The sequence below is a fragment of the Shewanella sp. LZH-2 genome (genome assembly GCF_016859145.1).
GTDB classification, from domain to species: Bacteria; Pseudomonadota; Gammaproteobacteria; order Enterobacterales; family Shewanellaceae; genus Shewanella; species Shewanella xiamenensis.
The window spans coordinates 2,647,485-2,664,759 of record NZ_CP069350.1 but is presented as its reverse complement, the minus strand read 5'-3'; the positions used below and the strand labels follow the sequence as shown (position 1 = coordinate 2,664,759).

At 43.1% G+C, this 17,275-nt stretch carries 18 protein-coding genes and 1 pseudogene; 10 read left to right on the top strand and 9 right to left on the bottom strand.

The genetic code is table 11. The annotated features are described in order from the left end of the window. Nucleotides 1-63: 63 nt before the first annotated feature. The 3 genes from JM642_RS11825 to JM642_RS11815 form a co-directional block, all read right to left on the bottom strand. Entirely contained in the window at nucleotides 64-1,323 is a 1,260-nt protein-coding gene (locus tag JM642_RS11825; protein WP_069454783.1) for a hypothetical protein, read from the bottom strand. 443 nt (nucleotides 1,324-1,766) lie between these two features. After that, entirely contained in the window at nucleotides 1,767-2,099 is a 333-nt protein-coding gene (locus JM642_RS11820) for a hypothetical protein (protein WP_037425338.1), read from the bottom strand. 75 nt (nucleotides 2,100-2,174) lie between these two features. After that, nucleotides 2,175-2,636 carry an EVE domain-containing protein gene (locus tag JM642_RS11815; protein ID WP_037417654.1) on the bottom strand — a complete coding sequence of 154 codons (462 nt, stop codon included), beginning with the start codon at nucleotides 2,634-2,636 and terminating at the stop codon, nucleotides 2,175-2,177. A gap of 302 nt (nucleotides 2,637-2,938) precedes the next feature. Between JM642_RS11815 and JM642_RS11810 the strand changes: the two genes are divergently transcribed. The 4 genes and pseudogenes from JM642_RS11810 to JM642_RS11795 form a co-directional block, all read left to right on the top strand. Continuing rightward, nucleotides 2,939-3,319 carry a DUF6508 domain-containing protein gene (locus JM642_RS11810; protein ID WP_037417657.1) on the top strand — a complete coding sequence of 127 codons (381 nt, stop codon included), beginning with the start codon at nucleotides 2,939-2,941 and terminating at the stop codon, nucleotides 3,317-3,319. Between the two features lie 194 nt (nucleotides 3,320-3,513). Further along, the gene (locus JM642_RS11805; RefSeq protein WP_203431853.1) at nucleotides 3,514-5,238 is read left to right on the top strand and encodes an AMP-binding protein; all 1,725 of its coding nucleotides are present in this window, start codon (nucleotides 3,514-3,516) and stop codon (nucleotides 5,236-5,238) included. A gap of 315 nt (nucleotides 5,239-5,553) precedes the next feature. Further along, on the top strand, nucleotides 5,554-6,306 hold the full coding sequence (locus tag JM642_RS11800; RefSeq protein WP_188871397.1) for a transporter substrate-binding domain-containing protein: 753 nt from the start codon (nucleotides 5,554-5,556) through the stop codon (nucleotides 6,304-6,306). Nucleotides 6,307-6,378: 72 nt separating this feature from the next. Further along, nucleotides 6,379-6,729: pseudogene (locus JM642_RS11795) on the top strand (alpha/beta hydrolase); the annotation flags it as partial. Nucleotides 6,730-6,824: 95 nt separating this feature from the next. Here the strand turns inward: JM642_RS11795 and JM642_RS11790 are convergent. Beyond that, on the bottom strand, nucleotides 6,825-7,232 hold the full coding sequence (locus tag JM642_RS11790; protein WP_011072069.1) for a YccF domain-containing protein: 408 nt from the start codon (nucleotides 7,230-7,232) through the stop codon (nucleotides 6,825-6,827). Nucleotides 7,233-7,485: 253 nt separating this feature from the next. On the opposite strand from JM642_RS11790, the gene JM642_RS11785 reads away from it, so the two are divergent. From JM642_RS11785 to JM642_RS11770, 4 genes are all read left to right on the top strand, one after another. Next, entirely contained in the window at nucleotides 7,486-8,436 is a 951-nt protein-coding gene (locus tag JM642_RS11785) for a 1-aminocyclopropane-1-carboxylate deaminase/D-cysteine desulfhydrase (protein ID WP_203431852.1), read from the top strand. Between the two features lie 95 nt (nucleotides 8,437-8,531). Further along, on the top strand, nucleotides 8,532-9,245 hold the full coding sequence (locus JM642_RS11780) for an NUDIX domain-containing protein (RefSeq protein ID WP_203431851.1): 714 nt from the start codon (nucleotides 8,532-8,534) through the stop codon (nucleotides 9,243-9,245). A gap of 337 nt (nucleotides 9,246-9,582) precedes the next feature. After that, entirely contained in the window at nucleotides 9,583-10,470 is an 888-nt protein-coding gene (gene prs, locus JM642_RS11775) for a ribose-phosphate diphosphokinase (protein ID WP_037417670.1), read from the top strand. Between the two features lie 7 nt (nucleotides 10,471-10,477). After that, a complete protein-coding gene (locus JM642_RS11770; RefSeq protein WP_239000438.1) occupies nucleotides 10,478-11,953 on the top strand; it encodes a nicotinate phosphoribosyltransferase in 1,476 nt (491 codons plus the stop codon). A 157-nt stretch (nucleotides 11,954-12,110) separates the two neighbouring features. Here the strand turns inward: JM642_RS11770 and JM642_RS11765 are convergent, their stop codons facing one another. The 5 genes from JM642_RS11765 to JM642_RS11745 all read right to left on the bottom strand — a co-directional run bounded on the left by JM642_RS11765 (nucleotide 12,111) and on the right by JM642_RS11745 (nucleotide 15,365). Next, nucleotides 12,111-12,371, bottom strand: coding sequence for a hypothetical protein (locus tag JM642_RS11765; RefSeq protein WP_037417676.1), 261 nt, complete (start codon nucleotides 12,369-12,371; stop codon nucleotides 12,111-12,113). A 270-nt stretch (nucleotides 12,372-12,641) separates the two neighbouring features. Then, nucleotides 12,642-12,815 (bottom strand): hypothetical protein, encoded by a 174-nt coding sequence (locus tag JM642_RS11760; RefSeq protein WP_011072074.1) that lies wholly within the window; start codon nucleotides 12,813-12,815, stop codon nucleotides 12,642-12,644. Between the two features lie 522 nt (nucleotides 12,816-13,337). Beyond that, the gene (locus JM642_RS11755; RefSeq protein WP_188871400.1) at nucleotides 13,338-14,030 is read right to left on the bottom strand and encodes a ChrR family anti-sigma-E factor; all 693 of its coding nucleotides are present in this window, start codon (nucleotides 14,028-14,030) and stop codon (nucleotides 13,338-13,340) included. After that, the gene (locus JM642_RS11750; RefSeq protein ID WP_169547731.1) at nucleotides 14,023-14,691 is read right to left on the bottom strand and encodes a sigma-70 family RNA polymerase sigma factor; all 669 of its coding nucleotides are present in this window, start codon (nucleotides 14,689-14,691) and stop codon (nucleotides 14,023-14,025) included. The genes JM642_RS11755 and JM642_RS11750 overlap by 8 nt, the downstream gene beginning before the upstream one ends. A gap of 122 nt (nucleotides 14,692-14,813) precedes the next feature. Then, nucleotides 14,814-15,365, bottom strand: coding sequence for an LON peptidase substrate-binding domain-containing protein (locus tag JM642_RS11745; RefSeq protein WP_188871402.1), 552 nt, complete (start codon nucleotides 15,363-15,365; stop codon nucleotides 14,814-14,816). Nucleotides 15,366-15,461: 96 nt separating this feature from the next. Between JM642_RS11745 and JM642_RS11740 the strand changes: the two genes are divergently transcribed. Together JM642_RS11740 and JM642_RS11735 are read left to right on the top strand one after the other, a co-directional pair. Further along, complete coding sequence (locus tag JM642_RS11740) at nucleotides 15,462-16,076, top strand: class I SAM-dependent methyltransferase (protein ID WP_144346341.1); 615 nt, start codon at nucleotides 15,462-15,464, stop codon at nucleotides 16,074-16,076. Nucleotides 16,077-16,301: 225 nt separating this feature from the next. Further along, the gene (locus tag JM642_RS11735; RefSeq protein ID WP_037417686.1) at nucleotides 16,302-17,246 is read left to right on the top strand and encodes a chemotaxis protein CheV; all 945 of its coding nucleotides are present in this window, start codon (nucleotides 16,302-16,304) and stop codon (nucleotides 17,244-17,246) included. The last annotated feature ends 29 nt before the right edge of the window (nucleotides 17,247-17,275 follow it).

Below are 17,275 nucleotides of genomic sequence, written 5' to 3'. Positions count from 1 at the left end.
GGCATCCCAAACTAGCTTATGGGATGCCTTTTTATTGTCGTTTTTGGTTTACTTAAGTGGGTTTTATTTGTGTTTAAGACCTTGCTGAATGCGCTTTTCAACCTGTCTTGATATCAAATACATCATTAAATAACCTGTGCCTAAGGCCAAAATCACCGCCACAACATTTTCTGTATACAATCGATAAGCGTAGAAAGTACCAATCAGTACGACGATACCACTAAGGCGTATGAGTAGGCTTTGGGTAAAATAGCCATGGGCTTTGAGATTGGCTAACTGATAGCCATTAAGCATCATAAAGATAAAGAACATGGAGAAATGCATTAACACTGGAGCGGCTTTAAGGTATTGCTCAGGAAATAACCAAGCCACCAATGGCTTACTTGCGAATAACATCATCACGAAAAATATTCCGCTGACCCACAACGAAACCTTTGTCAGCCATGATTTGATTTGCTGAACCTCTTCAAAGCGTTTTTCTCGCACGCACACTGCGACTTCGGGTAGTACAAAACGGTAAATGGGGAAGACAAAAAGCAGGGTGAGGTATGTGATCATCGGCCGCACTACCACTTGGAAATCACCCAATTCGTCTATGCTGAAATAAGCAATAGTCAGTAGTACTGTAATGTAAATCATCAAGATACTGGCACCCGCTTCCATCGAGGCGGTCAGACTTTTCTTCATAAATTTGCGTAAATCCGTATCAAAATGCACCGCAGTTAAGGGCGGAGTGGCGATATCCTTTCGCCGTTTGAAGTACATATAGAAGGCAACGATGAGTGATGACAGTGTCATACTGTAAAAGAGTGATGCAATGGCAGTTTGTTGTAACCCATAAAAACAGAATAAAAAGCTGGTGACTTGCGCGAGTGGCTCAAGCCATGTCACGCGATTGGAAATGGCATATAGCCGGTACATGGCAATTTGATTGGTAAAATAGACCTTGAGCCCCATACTCAAAATAATGCCAACCAATTGAAAATATTCTACATTAAGCTGGAGTTTGTGTTTGATATAAGGCAACACAACGCCCCATGCGAGCAGTACCATTGCGATTAAGCTGTAGCGGAATATATTAGTGATATCCACATCTTGCTTGGTTTGAGAGTAGGTTACTACCATAGAAGAGCGAAACCCTGTCATCAGGATCAGTGATAACGAAATGATATCGATAACAGTGTGATAGAGTGCAAGATCAGCTTTGACTACCCATTGTGCTAACCAAAGTTTAAATAGAAAACCCACGACAATACTGGCTAGCGATGCCCAAAAACCTGCAACAATCGCTTGCTTAACCCGTTGAAGTGAAGTTTGTTCCATATTCAAAATCCAGCGTTAGTTTGCGATCATTATGTGGATGGAATGCATGCAATTCGGCTTATGCTTCAAGCGCATCATCCCATTAGGTTGGCGACACAATGGCTTTTTTGATGCTTGTTATATTGAGTTGAAGCTGTGTTGTACGCGAAGGTTTTAAGATGCTTAGCATCGATACGGCTTCAGTTATTGCACGCCACGGCAGCCGTTTCATCTTATATTTATGCCCAGCTTAATAGTTGCAGAGTCTAACATCATACCGATTTTCGACCAAACAGCAGAGCGTAAAGATATGATAAATATCAGCATGTTGCTTAGATGTAACACTTGTTATTAATGTGCCGATAACGATGTAGTCATCGGAATCAACTTAAGGTGAGATAAAAGCATTGGCTAAAATGTTGGCACTCTCAAAAATAGTTGAGCGTGCCAACGAATGATCTGCACTAATCAGTAATGATATTGACGATATCGAGGATCTTGCGACTCTTTTCATCCAATTTAATAATTGCACCCTCGACTTGGATACTGATCCTTCCCTCTCTATCTAAGGGCACAACAATACGTCCGCGGTCATAAATATCGTAATCTAAGATATCACCACGGTGCAGTTTTTTCTGCCAACCTGGAGGGAGAGGCTGACCCTTATCTACTTTCTTCTGTAGGCCAGGAGGTAAGCCAGTATCTCTCTTGTCATGTTCAGGTTTCGCCAAAGTGACCGACGGGGCTAGCAGACTGAGCACGACCCCACCCATTAGTGTTGCAGTTAATTTATTCATACTCACTTCCTTGGGTATTGCATTGTTAGGGCCAATCTAGCTTAGCTTAAATGAACTTTAGCTGAATATATGCCATTAACATCTGAGCATCAGTACGGCTTGCCATTGCTCGGCGGTAACGGGTTGAATACTTAGCCGTGAGCCTTTCGATACTAGGTACATATCAGCTAACTGCGGCAAGCTTTTAATTAAGCTGAGAGGAATGATTTCTTTGAATTGTTCCACAAAGCGAATATCGACCCTTAGCCATCTTGGGTTGCTAGGATCTGACTTAGGATCAAAATACTTTGATTCTGGATCAAAGGCCGTACTATCCGGGTAGGCGTTCGTTACCACTTCAGCAATGCCGACAATACCAGGTACTTTGCAGCTTGAATGATAGAAGAAGACCTGATCGCCTATTTGCATGGCATCGCGCATAAAGTTACGTGCTTGGTAGTTACGGATCCCAAACCAAGCTTCGGTTTGATTAGGCCTTGCTTTAAGATCTTCGATACTAAATTCGTCGGGTTCCGATTTCATAAGCCAGTAATTCATTTTGTGTCCTTTTACTGAAATAACAGTCTTATCGCGTTAATTCCTTGAGTTTATCTTAGTTTTTACTGACCTCCCAGTTAACTGTATTGATGGCTGCGTATTTTGAACCGTTAAGTCAGTGTTCAGTTAACACCGCTTACCCTGTCATCACTATCGAGTCTGGTATGACTGATGCTGCAATTGCAGCAATGCAATATCACAACTCAATACAAGCAAAGTTGACGAGTTTAGGTTAAACCCAAGCGAATTTTTCAATCCCTGACTTATAAACAAGAGTAATGTTGAAATCAGTGAGGTGTGCTATGGAAGCTTCAACAATGACGACAGACTGTGGTTTATACACTAAATATCTTAAGGATTTCACCGCAGGTGATGCGAGTTTACACCGTGATCGCATGTTGGAATTTATTAGCGATTTAACCGCTCAGGGCTGGTTACTTGCTAATTTTACTTGGGATTATTGGTATAATAACAGTTACTTGGTGGATAAGCCCGCTTATATCCGTGATGCCAGTGTGGCCCAATGTCGCCTATTATTGACCGCAATGACACGTTTAGAGGTTTTTAGCCCAGGGGTGTTAGAGAATATGCGCCGCCAAGGGGTATTACTGGCGATTATGGAGCGTCTGCAGTGTCTAGAGGCACCAACATCCAATAACCAGGATGCATTTATGAGCCGTTAATCGGGTTTTAGGGAAAGGGAGTGACCTTACTCTTATCCAATAACCAGGATGCATTTATGAGCCGTTAATCGGGTTTTAGGGAAAGGGAGTGACCTTACTCTTTAGTCTAATACTGGATTTTTTTACTTGTGACATGTTCCGTGGATTGGTTAGTTTTGACCACGCTAACCATAATAAAAAGCACGGAGGCCTTAATGTCTGCTTCAAAGACTCAAGCAACAAATCAACCCACTAGTCCACTTAAATATAGTGAGTTTCGGGGAGCTAACGCCCCAAAACTTGTTGAAAAAACCATAGGACAATACCTTAACGATATTGCTAACACCTATCCCGAACAGTTAGCCGTTGTCGTTAACCATCAAAATATTCGCTGGAATTACCGTCAATATCTTGCACAAATCGACGCGCTTGCAACAGGTTTACTCAAATTAGGCATAGGTCCAGGGGACCGCGTCGGTATTTGGTCACCCAATAATATTGAGTGGTGTTTAACCCAATTTGCTACTGCCAAAATTGGCGCCATCATGGTGTGTATTAACCCCGCTTATCGCCCTGAAGAATTACAATATGCCTTGACTAATGTGGGTTGTCGCGCGGTGATCTGCGCTGATAAATTCAAGTCCAGCAACTACTTGCAGATGCTCTATCAGCTGGCGCCTGAACTTAAGCAGTGCGCTGCGGGTCAATTACAGGCTAAGGCATTACCAGAGTTGCAATTTGTGATCCGCATGGGAGCTGAAAAGTCTCCCGGCATGTTGAACTTCGATGACTTATTAGTCGAGGTGAGCGAAGATGATAAAGCAATGCTTGCGCGTATTGCCAATGAACTCAGCCCCTATGATGCGATTAATATCCAATTTACCTCTGGCACAACGGGTAGCCCAAAGGGGGCGACCTTATCGCACCATAACATCTTGAATAACGGTTATTTAGTGGCCGAGGCAATGAGGTTTACCTGTGATGATAAGCTCTGTATCCCAGTACCTTTATACCATTGTTTTGGTATGGTGCTAGGTAATCTCGTTTGCTTGGCTAAGGGCGCAGCAGCCATATTTCCGGGAGATTCTTTCGATCCTCTCACGACCTTAGAAGTGATTGAGCGTGAGCGCTGCACCGCACTGCACGGTGTTCCCACCATGTTTATTGCCGAGTTAGAACATCCTGAATTTAAACGTTTTGATCTCAGTTCGCTGCGTACGGGCGTGATGGCGGGGGCGACTTGTCCTGAAGAGGTTATGCGTCGTGTACAGCAGTTGATGTATATGCAGGAGGTGTTAATCGGCTATGGCCAAACCGAGTGCAGTCCGTTAAATCACATTACTGAAATCGATTCTCCAGTGGAGAAGCGTGTTCTCACCGTTGGTCGTGCGTTACCCCATACTGAAGTGAAAATTGTCAATGAGTTTGGCGAAGTGCTGCCGATTAATCAGCCCGGTGAAGTCTGTAGCCGAGGATATTGCATCATGCAATGTTATTGGAATGATCCTGAAAAAACCGCCGCCACAATTGACAGTGAAGGTTGGTTACATTCGGGCGATATTGGCCAAATGGATGAGCAAGGTTACGTGCAAATTGTGGGGCGGATCAAGGATATGATTATTCGCGGTGGCGAGAATATCTATCCCCGTGAAATTGAAGAAAAACTCTATACCCACAAAGATGTGCAGGATGCCGCGGTGTTTGGCGTCCACAGTGATAAATATGGTGAGGAAGTCTGTGCGTGGATTAAAGTCCGCTCAGGGGCGTCGATTACTGAGGAGGATATTCGCCATTTCCTTACCGAAAAGTTTGCCTATTTTAAAGTGCCACGTTATATCAAATTTGTGGACCAATACCCGATGACCGTTACGGGTAAAATCCAAAAATTTAAAATGCGCGAGCTGATGTATCAAGAGCTGTACGAAGATATTAATGCCTAAAAGGCATAAACTTTCAAACCGACCCAAGCCCGAACGCTTGGGTTTATTTTTATATGGCCATCTGTGCTTAAGGAAAACATTGTCGCATGACCATCAGGTTTTCCTTCAGTCTTCCCCTTGTCGTAAAGATGTCGTTTTTGGCGGCGATAGTTCTGCCTACTCCGAGCATTGCTGTCTTAGCGTGGTTCTACAAGGCTAAACAGATAACAAATATTCGCTGTACCTATAGGTATGGCTGATTATACTGAATAGAGTTAAACCGATGAGCTATTTGTTTTTTTAGCGATTAATAGATGAGTCTTTGATGGAGGCATTATGATCCGCTGGTGCCCACTGATGTTTAGTTGCCTATTAACCGTGGCAAATACGACATTTGCTGACACGCTGAAGCTAACGTCATTACTTTGGCCGCCGTATTCCGGCTATCAACTCCAGCACCAAGGCGCGAGTGTTGCGGTGGCTAAGGCGGCATTTGAGCAAATGGAACAACAACTTATCGTGGATTTTTACCCTTGGAGCCGCGCGATTAAATTAGCCGTTATGCCGGGCTCTGACTACATTGGCTATTTTCCAGAATATTATTTTGAAACCGATAAGTTTATTTTTTCTAAACCGATTGGTATTGGCCCATTAGGTATTGTTGAGCAAAAATCCCGTCCCATTAGTTGGCATCATTTAGCCGATTTGAATCGTTATACTTTAGGTATTGTGCAGGATTATGTGAATACCGACTCGCTGGATGTAATGATTGCTTCAGGGAGTCAACCTGTTGAAGCGGCAACATCCGATGAGCAAAATATCAAAAAGGTGGCGGCTGGTCGTATTGACGGCGCTGTGATTGATATTAATGTGCTGCATTATCTACTTAAACAACCCCACCTTCAGCCGCTCGCAGATAAGTTACAGGTCAATCGACAACTTATTGCCAATAAACAACTTTATGTCGCGTTTCGTAATACAGAAGAGGGACGGCGTTGGCGGGATATTTTTGATCAAGGTTTAGCGAAGCTCGATATTGATAGCATTATGGGCGATTTGTTATTTCAGCAAGAAGCCTTAAGTCAGTAATGCTATTTTGCACCTAACCAAAGCTGTGAGATGACAAGTTTTGTCATCATTTTGTCTAACACCGCGAGTAATCAGTTGTGGGCGGCATTTCGTTATCACTGCTCAGCATGTTTGTGTGTGCCAGTGAGTATTTTGTCGGGTGATCGCGATGGGTTAATCAAGATCCAAACCAGCAGGGCATTGGTACAATATTTTAAGGTCGACTTAGTTGTGTTGGCCTATTGTGGTCATGACATCACCATAGATGCGCCAGCTAAACTGGCGCATTATCTCTTTGAAATCATCTGCTCACCGGAGCAGGATGCGGGTGAGCAGTTTGCTGATAGCGCTGATTTACTCAATGAATAAAGGGATTATTACGAAGCAGAATTAGTGCAATCGCTGCCGAACTATGCATCAGCACTACCCACCAATGCTGAGTAGTGCTGAGTAGTGCTGAGTGATATGCCTTACGCCTTGGCGATCATGGTTATTACGCTTTCGCTACTGTGGTTATTACGCTTTCGCTACTGTGGTTATTACGCTTTCGCTACTATGGTTTGCCCAATCGGCGTTAGGCTTAACAGCGCCAGCTTAAGATGTTGGATCCCGAAAGGGATACCGATAATCGTCACAAAGCAAGCAAGAGCATGGGCCAAATGACCTATGGCCAACCAAATCCCAAACAGTAAGAACCAAATGATATTGCCCACCATGCCAAAGGCGCCTGTTCCTAAATCTTCACGGCCAGTTAAATGACGGCGATTCATTTGTTCTTGTCCAAAGGGCCAGAAGGTCAATTCACCAATCACAAAGCAGGCGCGGCCGAAAGGAATACCGATAATACTGATAAAACACAAAATCCCCGCAAGCCACCAGGCTAGGCCCATCACAAATCCACCAAGGACAAACCAAGCAATATTGAAAATTAACCGTAGTAATGACATTGAAAACTCCTTATCTAATCCAAAATCTGTGCGACAGAAACAACATCAACACTCGAAATTATTAATTGATGCTTAAATGTCATAAGCGAGAATTATGCCAAAATATTTTTCATTAATAATCAATGGTATATTATGGTTTATACCTCTGCGGATTGTGAGTTAAGCTAATATTTCGTGAATTTCCTTAATTCTTAGGAAGAATTTGGCCAAGCCCGCGTTACACTAAACACCTTATCTCCCCTTGAGTAAATAAATGCTAGTTAATAGTCCCGTCGAATCATTTTCTTTTGCTGGCAGAGAGATCTTTCTTAAAAGAGATGATTTATTACATCCTGCTTTTAGTGGTAATAAGGCGCGTAAGTTTGCCTACTTTCTAGACCATGATTTTGCTGGTGTGACTAAGGTGATAGGTCATGGCTCCGCGCAGGCTAATTCACTGTATTCGCTGTCGGCGCTCGCCAAACTGAAAGGCTGGCAGTGTGATTTTTATGTGGACCATATTGCTAGCCACGTACTGACTTTACCGACAGGGAACTATGCCGCAGCTATCGCCAATGGTACACAGGTTATTGATTTATCAAGCCTGATAGCAGCTAATCCTTTTCTTCAGCGTGAGTCTAAGTGGACTTGCCATGACTATATTGAGCATCAAGTTTTGGCTGCTGAGCCTGACGCTTTATTTATTCCGGAAGGCGGGCGCTGTCAGTATGCGGAGTATGGTGTCAGTCTGTTAGCTGTTGAAATTGAGACTTGGGCAATGCAACAGGGACTGACTGAACTGAAAGTGTTTTTACCTGCGGGAACGGGAACCACGGCATTATTTTTAAACCAATATTTTGTGCGTAAGCAAAGTCACATTCGAGTGCTTACCTGCGCAGTGGTGGGCGGCGATGAGTATTTAGCGCAGCAGTTTTATGAGTTAAATCCTAACGCTGCTGAGCATCCACAGATTTTGAATGTGGGGAAGAAATACCACTTTGGTAAACTCTATCCTGAGTTTTATGCCATGTGGCAGCGGATTTGCGCCTCTGGCGTCCAGTTTGAATTACTCTACGATCCCTTAGGTTTTATGGTGTTAGAGAAGTTTTTACCGCAGTGGGGCGCAAGCCCTGTGATGTATATCCATCAAGGTGGTTTGCTTGGAAATGAAACCATGTTGCCACGTTATTTGCGTAAATTTGGTAAAAGTCGTACGACCCTATAGAGCAGATGATTTACTTAGTGACGCTAAGACATAATATGTTTGAAGCGACGTAATCTCTAAGTTAAGCTTACGACGTCAAACGATGGAAAATACTCATGACTGAAGCGGAATATCTCGCCAATTACGATCCTAAGGCTTTTAAGGCTCAGCTACTGACGGTTGATGCCGTATTATTTACCTATCATGATCAGCAACTTAAAGTACTTTTAGTACAACGCTCAAATCATCCCTTTTTAGGTTTTTGGGGATTACCCGGAGGATTTATCGATGAACATTCCGATAAATCCCTAGAGGAAGCGGCGTTACGCAAATTGCAGGAAAAAACGGCGGTAGTGCCACCTTATATTGAGCAGCTTTGCACTGTCGGTAATAGTCACCGCGACGTGAGAGGCTGGTCGGTAACCGTGTGTTATACCGCGTTAATGAGTTATCAAGCCTGCCAAACCCAGATTGATTCAGTGAGTGATGTTAAGTGGTGGCCGTTAGAGGATGTGTTACAGATGTCCTTGGCGTTTGATCATCTGCAATTAATTGAGCAAGCGCGGGAACGTTTAACTCAGAAAGCCTTGTATTCTTTAGTGCCAGGCTTTGCGCTGGCTGAACCTTTTACCTTGCCAGAACTACAACATGTGCATGAAGTCTTACTGGGTAAGCCTATCCAAGGGAAATCGTTCCGTCGACGGGTTGAGCAGGCCGATTTATTGATTGATACGGGCTTAAAACGTACTGAACGTGGCCGTCCAGCCAATTTATACCGTTTGAAGTCGGATACGGCATCGTATCGATTCTTAAGAAATTTAGAATGTTAGTCAAAGTGTTTGCCGCTTAAAGTGGTTACCCATAGCAATAATAGTGACAGATTATGCGGTACATACAGTTAGCTTGAGTTATCAGGGTTTATGTAGCCGTCGATGTTGTCGTAATACGTCCATTCTTTACTATCGATACCCATTTCCCCATTATCATAGCTAAATTGCACATAGTGTCTTAAGGACATTATATGCAATTTAGGTATATTCCTTAGCATTATCCGATAAAAAATAGTCTAAAAATCAACTTTACATAATAGTGTCTATAAGACACTATTGCTTGCAGACAACAAGATTGCTGTATATCACAGCGATCTTGCACAGACAGGAGGTGAATATGTCTCTAGGTATTCAAATGCATCAAGGCACAGTTAACTCACCACATCAGCAAGCTGATTTTTATCGACTTCCCGCCGCTAGCGATGAGGCTAATTACCGTTTATTTCAATTTGGTGCGGGGGAGAATCATGTTCAACTGCGGGTTCCTCCAGCGAAACGCGTCACACTCTTTTTCGGTTATCGTGGCGATCAATCCATCATGCAACTCTTATTGTTAACTGATGCATTACGCCGCAGCGGTGCAGAGCAGATCGATCTGTTACTGCCTTATATGCCAGGCGCCCGCCAAGATAGAGTCTGTAATGTGGGCGAGGCCTTATCGGTAAAAGTCTATGCCAGCCTGATTAATCAGCAGCAATATGCTTCAGTCAGTATTTTTGACCCGCACAGCGATGTCACCGCGGCATTATTAGACCGAGTGCAAGTTATTGACAACCACAGCTTTGTCGCCGCGATTGCAGCTCAATTGACCGGTGATCTAGTGTTAGTTTCGCCTGATGCGGGGGCGAATAAGAAAGTATTCGGCTTAGCTAAGGCGTTACAGGGAATGCCGGTGATCAGGGCCGATAAACATCGTGATGTGGTCAATGGCCATATTATCGCTACCGAAGTGTTCTGTGATGATTTATCGGGTAAAACCTGCTTAATCGTTGATGATATTTGTGCTGGTGGCAGAACCTTTATCGAACTTGCCATCAAGTTAAAGCAAAAAGGGGCCCAAAGCGTCATTTTGATCGTGTCACATTATGAAGATAAGGCCAGCGAATCGGCTCTGCGTGAGGCGGGCATAGACAGATTATTTTGTACCGATAGTTTAGGTGTCCCCACACATATTTCGAGCGAGTTCTGTCATTGCCATGCTGTTTTGCGTTTTATGAATCATTAAGGAAAATATGATGTACTTGAATCCCGTTACCGCCATTGATGGCTACAAAGTCGACCACCGTCGTCAATATCCTGATAATACTCAAGTGATTTTTAGTAACTTGACCGCCCGTAAATCCCGTCGTGGTTATACTGAGCAGATGGTATTTTTTGGTCTACAATATTTTATCAAGCATTACTTAATCGACAGTTGGAACCGTGATTTCTTTCAACAGCCCAAAGAGCAAGTGATTCGCCAATTCTCCCGCCGCATTAATAACTATCTTGGACCAAATAATGTCGGTACTCAGCATATTGAGGCGTTACATGATTTAGGCTATTTACCCATTAAAATCATGGCATTGCCTGAAGGCTCAGTGTATCCCTTAAAAGTGCCTTGCCTGGTTTTGTACAATACCGATGAGCGGTTCTTTTGGTTGACCAATTATCTCGAAACGATGCTTTCTGCCAATGTGTGGGGAATGTGTACTAGCGCCACTACCGCGCTGCAATACCGCAAAATATTTGAGACTTACGCGCTAGAAACCGATGGTGACATCGCATTTGTTGATTGGCAGGGCCATGATTTTAGTTTCCGCGGCATGTATGGTGCAGAGGCTGCGGTAATGAGCGGCGCCGCCCATCTACTCAGTTTTACGGGCACAGATACCATTCCCGCGATTGATTTTCTTGAACAATATTATCTTGCAGACAGTGATAAGGAACTCGTTGGCGGCAGTGTGGCCGCAACGGAGCACAGTGTGATGTGTGCGGGTGGTATGGAGAATGAATTAGAGACGTTCCGCCGTCTGATTGAAGATATTTATCCTAGCGGCATTGTCAGTATCGTTTCTGATTCTTGGGATTTTTGGCAGGTGATGACAGAGTTCACCGTTGCCTTAAAAGACCGCATTCTTGCCCGTGAGGGCAAAGTGGTGTTTAGGCCTGATACGGGTTGTCCGGTGAAGATCATTTGTGGCGATCCACAAGCAGCTGTGGGGAGTCCTGAGTATAAAGGCGCTATCGAGTGTTTGTGGGATGTCTTTGGGGGCAGCACAACTGCCAAAGGTTACAAATTACTCGATAGCCATCTCGGACTGATTTATGGCGACTCAATCACCATTGAACGGGCAGAAGCCATTTGCGCCGGTTTGAAGGCCAAAGGTTTTGCATCAACTAATATTGTGTTTGGTATTGGCAGTTTTACCTATCAACACGTGACCCGAGATACTGACGGGTACGCGGTGAAAGCAACCTTTGCGAAAGTGGATGGCAAAGACAGAGAAATATTTAAAGATCCTAAAACCGATGATGGCACTAAAAAATCCGCTAAGGGATTGGTTGCAGTATTTAAAGATGAGCAAGGTCAATTTTATCTTAAAGATCAAGCAAGCTGGCAAGATGTTAACCATTGCGAGTTTGTCCCCGTATTTGCCGATGGTGAATTATTAACTGAATATTCTTTGGCTGATATTCGCGCAAGATTGGCAGCGTCTCGTTGTTAACGATGTAAATCCCATTTCTACAATGAGATAGAAATTAGGCTGGCAATGCGGTTTTTATGTGAATACGCTTGCCAGTCAACTTAAATCATACTGGATGTCATGACGGCTGTTATTGCTAAATGCGCTAGTCACATAATAAAACGGTGAGAACAAAAGGCTAAGAGACTAGCTGGTTTCGTTTAAGAATTTTATAGGTGCGACGGCCAATGTTTTCGAGGTTTTTTAAATCTTTTAGGCTGGGTACCGCATCGGAATATTGCCAATAGCTGATTTCTGCATCGAGCATTTCAAGCATTTTTTTCGAACAACCTAAACATTCGCCTTGGCACATTTGTGCTTCATCTAAATTCAGCGGAATTGTTTGCTGGATTTGAGCGATAAGCTGTTGCATAGCGGTTTTGGTATTCGGTTTTGACATAAAAATACTTCACAGTCAGAAAGTGTGAACATATTAGCAGAAGCGAAAATTGATAGAATTGATCTAGATTAATACACATTTGGTTCAGCGTGTATCCATGTGAGCTAGATACTGGCTGAACCAAACGAGTTCGTCATATCGACGTGAAGGGATAGCAAATCGTGATATTTGGCTATCGATAAAGGCGAGTTGATTTCGGTATGGCGAGGAAAATGGGACCGAATAAACCAACATGCCATTATGTGTACTCGATGAGTACTTAATTCAGACTTATTTATTTGACGACAAAAGCCATTTCATAAAGTTTAAGGCTTCGGTACGTTTTGAAAACGTCTGTCTGTTTTTACCTTGTCTATCGGTAAAAGCAATTGAAGTTTTGTTGACTGAAATTGAATCTACAGGGAAGTTCACTGTGATTTCATGTCCGTTAATTTTGTATGACATAGGCCACACTCCTTTTAATTAAATTCACCCTTAGGTGAGCAAGTAATAACGATAAAATATCCTTAGCATAATTGCGAAAGATGATACTAATGAGTCTTGAGGTTACCCATTCCACCATGATTAATCAAGAGATGCTGTATTGATAACTAATGCAAATCAGCGATTGTGTCAATGGAATATCCCAATTAGACCAGTTAAACATAGTCAAGTGACAGTACTATGACATTGGCCGAATTAAAGAGTTCATTTTTTGAGTTAATGTTGAAAATCATTAACCCATTATTTTTGCAGGACTTACTTGTAGTAGGCTTTCTTTGTGAGGATCAAGTTTGATACAAGTCAAACTGATATAAAAAGGGTAACAACAAGATACTTCTCAAAACGCGGTGCAGTATAACAGTAAATTACCCGCTGGCAAGTGTAATTTTTGCTCAGCGAGTAATGTTTTTATATTGTTTCTTTTGTTGCTATTTTGTGGGTTAACTTTTTGGCTATTTTTCACTATTCGATGCGTAACTGACTTTAGTAAATCAGCTCACCAATAGGGTTTAATAATTTGCTTAATCCCTTAGTGAAATAGAGCGGTGCGTCCAACACTGTGTAACATAAACATCCCGTTTGAGTTGTGGGAGAATGCTGTGTATTACCATCTAAGAGAATAAAGTCGCCAGGAACATAATTACCTGATGAGTCCGAAAATTCGCCCGCCAATAATAACGTCAACTCAATCCCTTTATGGGTATGCTGTGGGATTTCACCTAGCGCTTCAATATGCAATAAACTGGCGCGAGTATTTTTTTCATCTAGGTCGAATCGCATCCGACTGACTTTACCAATTTGTTGCCATGGCTGTGCAATATGCTGCCGAAACACCCTAGGCAGTTCGTAGCGGATATTTTTATGGTTAACACTCACTGAAGATTCTATGTAAGGTTCATGCATAGTGCTTTCGGGAAGCGCCATAATGTTCGATAACATTTGTTGCCAGGGATCATTATCGACGGCATCAATCTCATTTGACGTGTTGTATTGAACCGCATTATCACTGGGGGAAATAAAAGCGAGTTTGGCCGCTTCTTCAGTCAATTTAGCTACTTGAGTTTGGCATTCTTGGCATAAGGCACAATGCGCAGCAACAGCGATAGACATCGACAAAGGGAGCTGACCTTGTGCATGGGCCTGAAGTAATTCTGCATGGGGGTGATGTTTAATCATGTTGTGTCTCCAAAAAGCTTTTAAGCTTTTCTAACCCCAATCTGAGTCGCGATTTAATGGTGCCAATGGGGACTTTTAAGGCATCAGCCAATTCTTGCTGGGTGAGTTCTTGCATATAAATGCCTTGTACTACTTGACGTTGAGCAAGGGGCAGGGCATCTAAATGAGCGAGTAACTTGGCGGTCAATTTATGGTCAGGGTTGTTATCTTGGCTAACCGCAACGTCATACAGTGGCCAGATATCATCGCCAAATGCATCTTCACGGTTGTGCTGCACCCGCCTGAGCATATCGAAGCATTGGTTACGCATAATGGTAAATACCCACGTTGCGACAGAACCTTTATCTGCATTGTATAAATGAGATTTAGTCCAAACGATGGTCATCGTTTCTTGAACTAAATCCATGGCGAGGCCTTGTTGATTTAATCGTTGCAGACCAAATGCCCGAATTTTGGGCATAAAGTGACTGAACAAATAGCCAAATGCCGCTTTGTCCCGTTGATTAGCAACTTTGATGATGGCGCTCACTAAGGGATCTGCATCCGTTTTATGCTCATCGGCAATCAAATTATGGTTATCGTTTTCCATAGCTATTTCGATAGGGGGCGATAACTGCCTATCATAGCGATTTTGCGCTGAATGTGATTGAAAATTTTCCATTATTGAGCTCTTCATTTAAGGTTCAATCCCGTTCGAACATGGCTTCAAATCCCGCTTCGCTGTCAATGTTCGATAAGCATGCAGACAAATACGCAGCGCCCTAGAAATTGGATCACTGAAAATTATTTTATAACGGTTTTTAATAAATCCAGTGTGAGCTGGTGGTCGAGCGCATTAATGCAGGTGTACTTTTCGGCTGAACGTATGGGTAAAATTTCAAGCCAGCGTTGGCAAACCCATGCGATATCATTAAATTGTGCCGCTTGATATTGTTGTAGGTGCTTTGGGTACTCTTTCAGAATATTTTGCAGCATATCACTGAGATAACGCTCATTTTTTTGAATCTTTGCTGCTGGCCAGTTATCGATTAGACTGATTTGCGCGCGCTTTAAACCATCGGACTCCACATTGATGTCGCCGAGAGTAAATCGTTGTTTCCCTTCAATGCTGACACCTAACATGCCATCAGGTAAGGTCTCAAAGTCAATGATATGAACTAGCGTTCCAATAGGATAAAGCGTGCTATTTTCCTCTGAGGTCATACACAGGCCAAAACCATCGCCTGATTTAAGTGATTCAGCCACCAAACGTTTATATCGAGGTTCAAAAATTCGTAATTGAGTATATCCCTCAGGTAATAAACAGATGGGTAATGGAAAAAGAGGTAATTTCATAGTGGCCTCGGGTGAACTTAAGTTTCTATCATTACGTACCATCATCAGAATTTGATCAGTGTTTCAAGCAACAGCCTACTCATTTAAGGGGATATGATGAAGTTAAATCCATTCGAGAAAAAGCTGGTTCAGCATCCGCTGCGTTTTTGGTTGCAAAACCATATTGAAGCACCATTATTGACCTCAATGATGCCTAAACCGCTTGTGTATATTCAACAGGCGCTCGAAATTGGTTGTGGTTTTGGCAATGGTATTCATTTGATCCGTGAGCATTTTGGTGCCGAGCATGTTACCGCGGTGGACCTCGACCCTGAGATGGTGAGTGCTGCTAAGGCCCGCTGGCAGTCTTCAGCCCATGGGCTCGAACAGCTCGACTTTAGTGTTGCCGATGCAACCGCATTACCTTTTAAGGATGCACAGTTTGACATCGTGTTTAATTTTGCGGTGTTCCACCATATTCCTGACTGGCAATCCGCGATTGTTGAAGTCGCCAGAGTATTAAAGCCGAACGGGTATTTTGTGATAGAAGATCTTTACCGTGCCGCGATTTGTAATCCATTGAGTCGCCGGTTGTTTGAGCATCCGCAGCAGAATCGATTTGACCATCAGCAATTATTGCATATGCTTCGCCAAGCGGGGTTTAAGATTGTATGTGACAGGAATCTGTTTAATTTGAGCGGTATGGTGCTGGCTCAAAAGGGTTTTGCTTAAACCTTAAGGTCTTTATATCGCTGAATATTGAATTGAGCATGGGTTGATTGTTTGTTCTGTAAACTGCTTGCCCGAGAAATGAGCAGTTTTCGCATCAGAGTGATTGTAATTTTTAGATAAAATCGACATATCACATGGTTCTCATTGCGAGTTTGCCGCTATAATTTAGCTTAATCCTTAGCAGCTGAGGGAAGTTCTTCCTCCCCAGAGTAGAGAAGTCGCATTATGGCAAATGTCTTGGCAACGGTAGATCAACGCACCAATCTCGTCGGTGAAAATCGGCTTGAACTGCTGCTGTTTCGCATTAATTCGATGCAGCTATTTGCGATTAACGTCTTTAAAGTTAAAGAAGTCGTTAAACTACCACACCTTAACGCTATGCCTGGGAGCCATCCGCATATTTCTGGTGTAGCCAATATTCGAGGAATGTCTATTCCGGTGATTGATTTGCGTTCGGCCATTGGCTTCAAACCTGTGCCGCCAGATGATAATGCCAATATGATCATCACTGAATATAACCGCAGTGTGCAGGGATTTTTAGTCGGTAAAGTCGAGCATATTATCAATATGACGTGGAGTGATATTATGCCGCCGCCGAAAACGGCGGGTCGGAATAATTATCTTACCGCAATCACCCGAATCGAGTATCAAGGCCAGTCGCAATTGGTTTCAATTATCGATGTGGAGAAGGTGCTGGCTGAAATTGTCCATTACGATATTAGCCTATCTGAAGGTGTGTTAGATGAGAGCTTGTTAGACAAAATGCCCGGCCGGAAAATATTGATTGTAGACGATTCATCGACGGCAAGGCGGCAAGTGCGTGAAACGCTTGGCCAATTGGGTATTGAAATTATCGAAGCCTCCGATGGGTTGCAGGCGTTACATTTACTGCAAAAATGGCGCGATGAAGGTAAGAATGTCGCCAAAGAACTGCTCATGATGATCACCGATGCCGAAATGCCTGAAATGGATGGTTACAAACTGACCTATGAAGTCCGTAATGATAAGGCTATGGCGGACTTATTTATCACGCTAAATACTTCGCTGAGCGGTAGCTTTAACAATGCGATGGTGGAGAAGGTGGGCTGTGATCGTTTTATTTCTAAATTCCAACCTGATTTACTGGTCGAAGTCGTACAGGACAGGTTAAAACAAGTTCTCGGTAAATAACTTCATCTAAATGAGTGGCTGCCTTTACA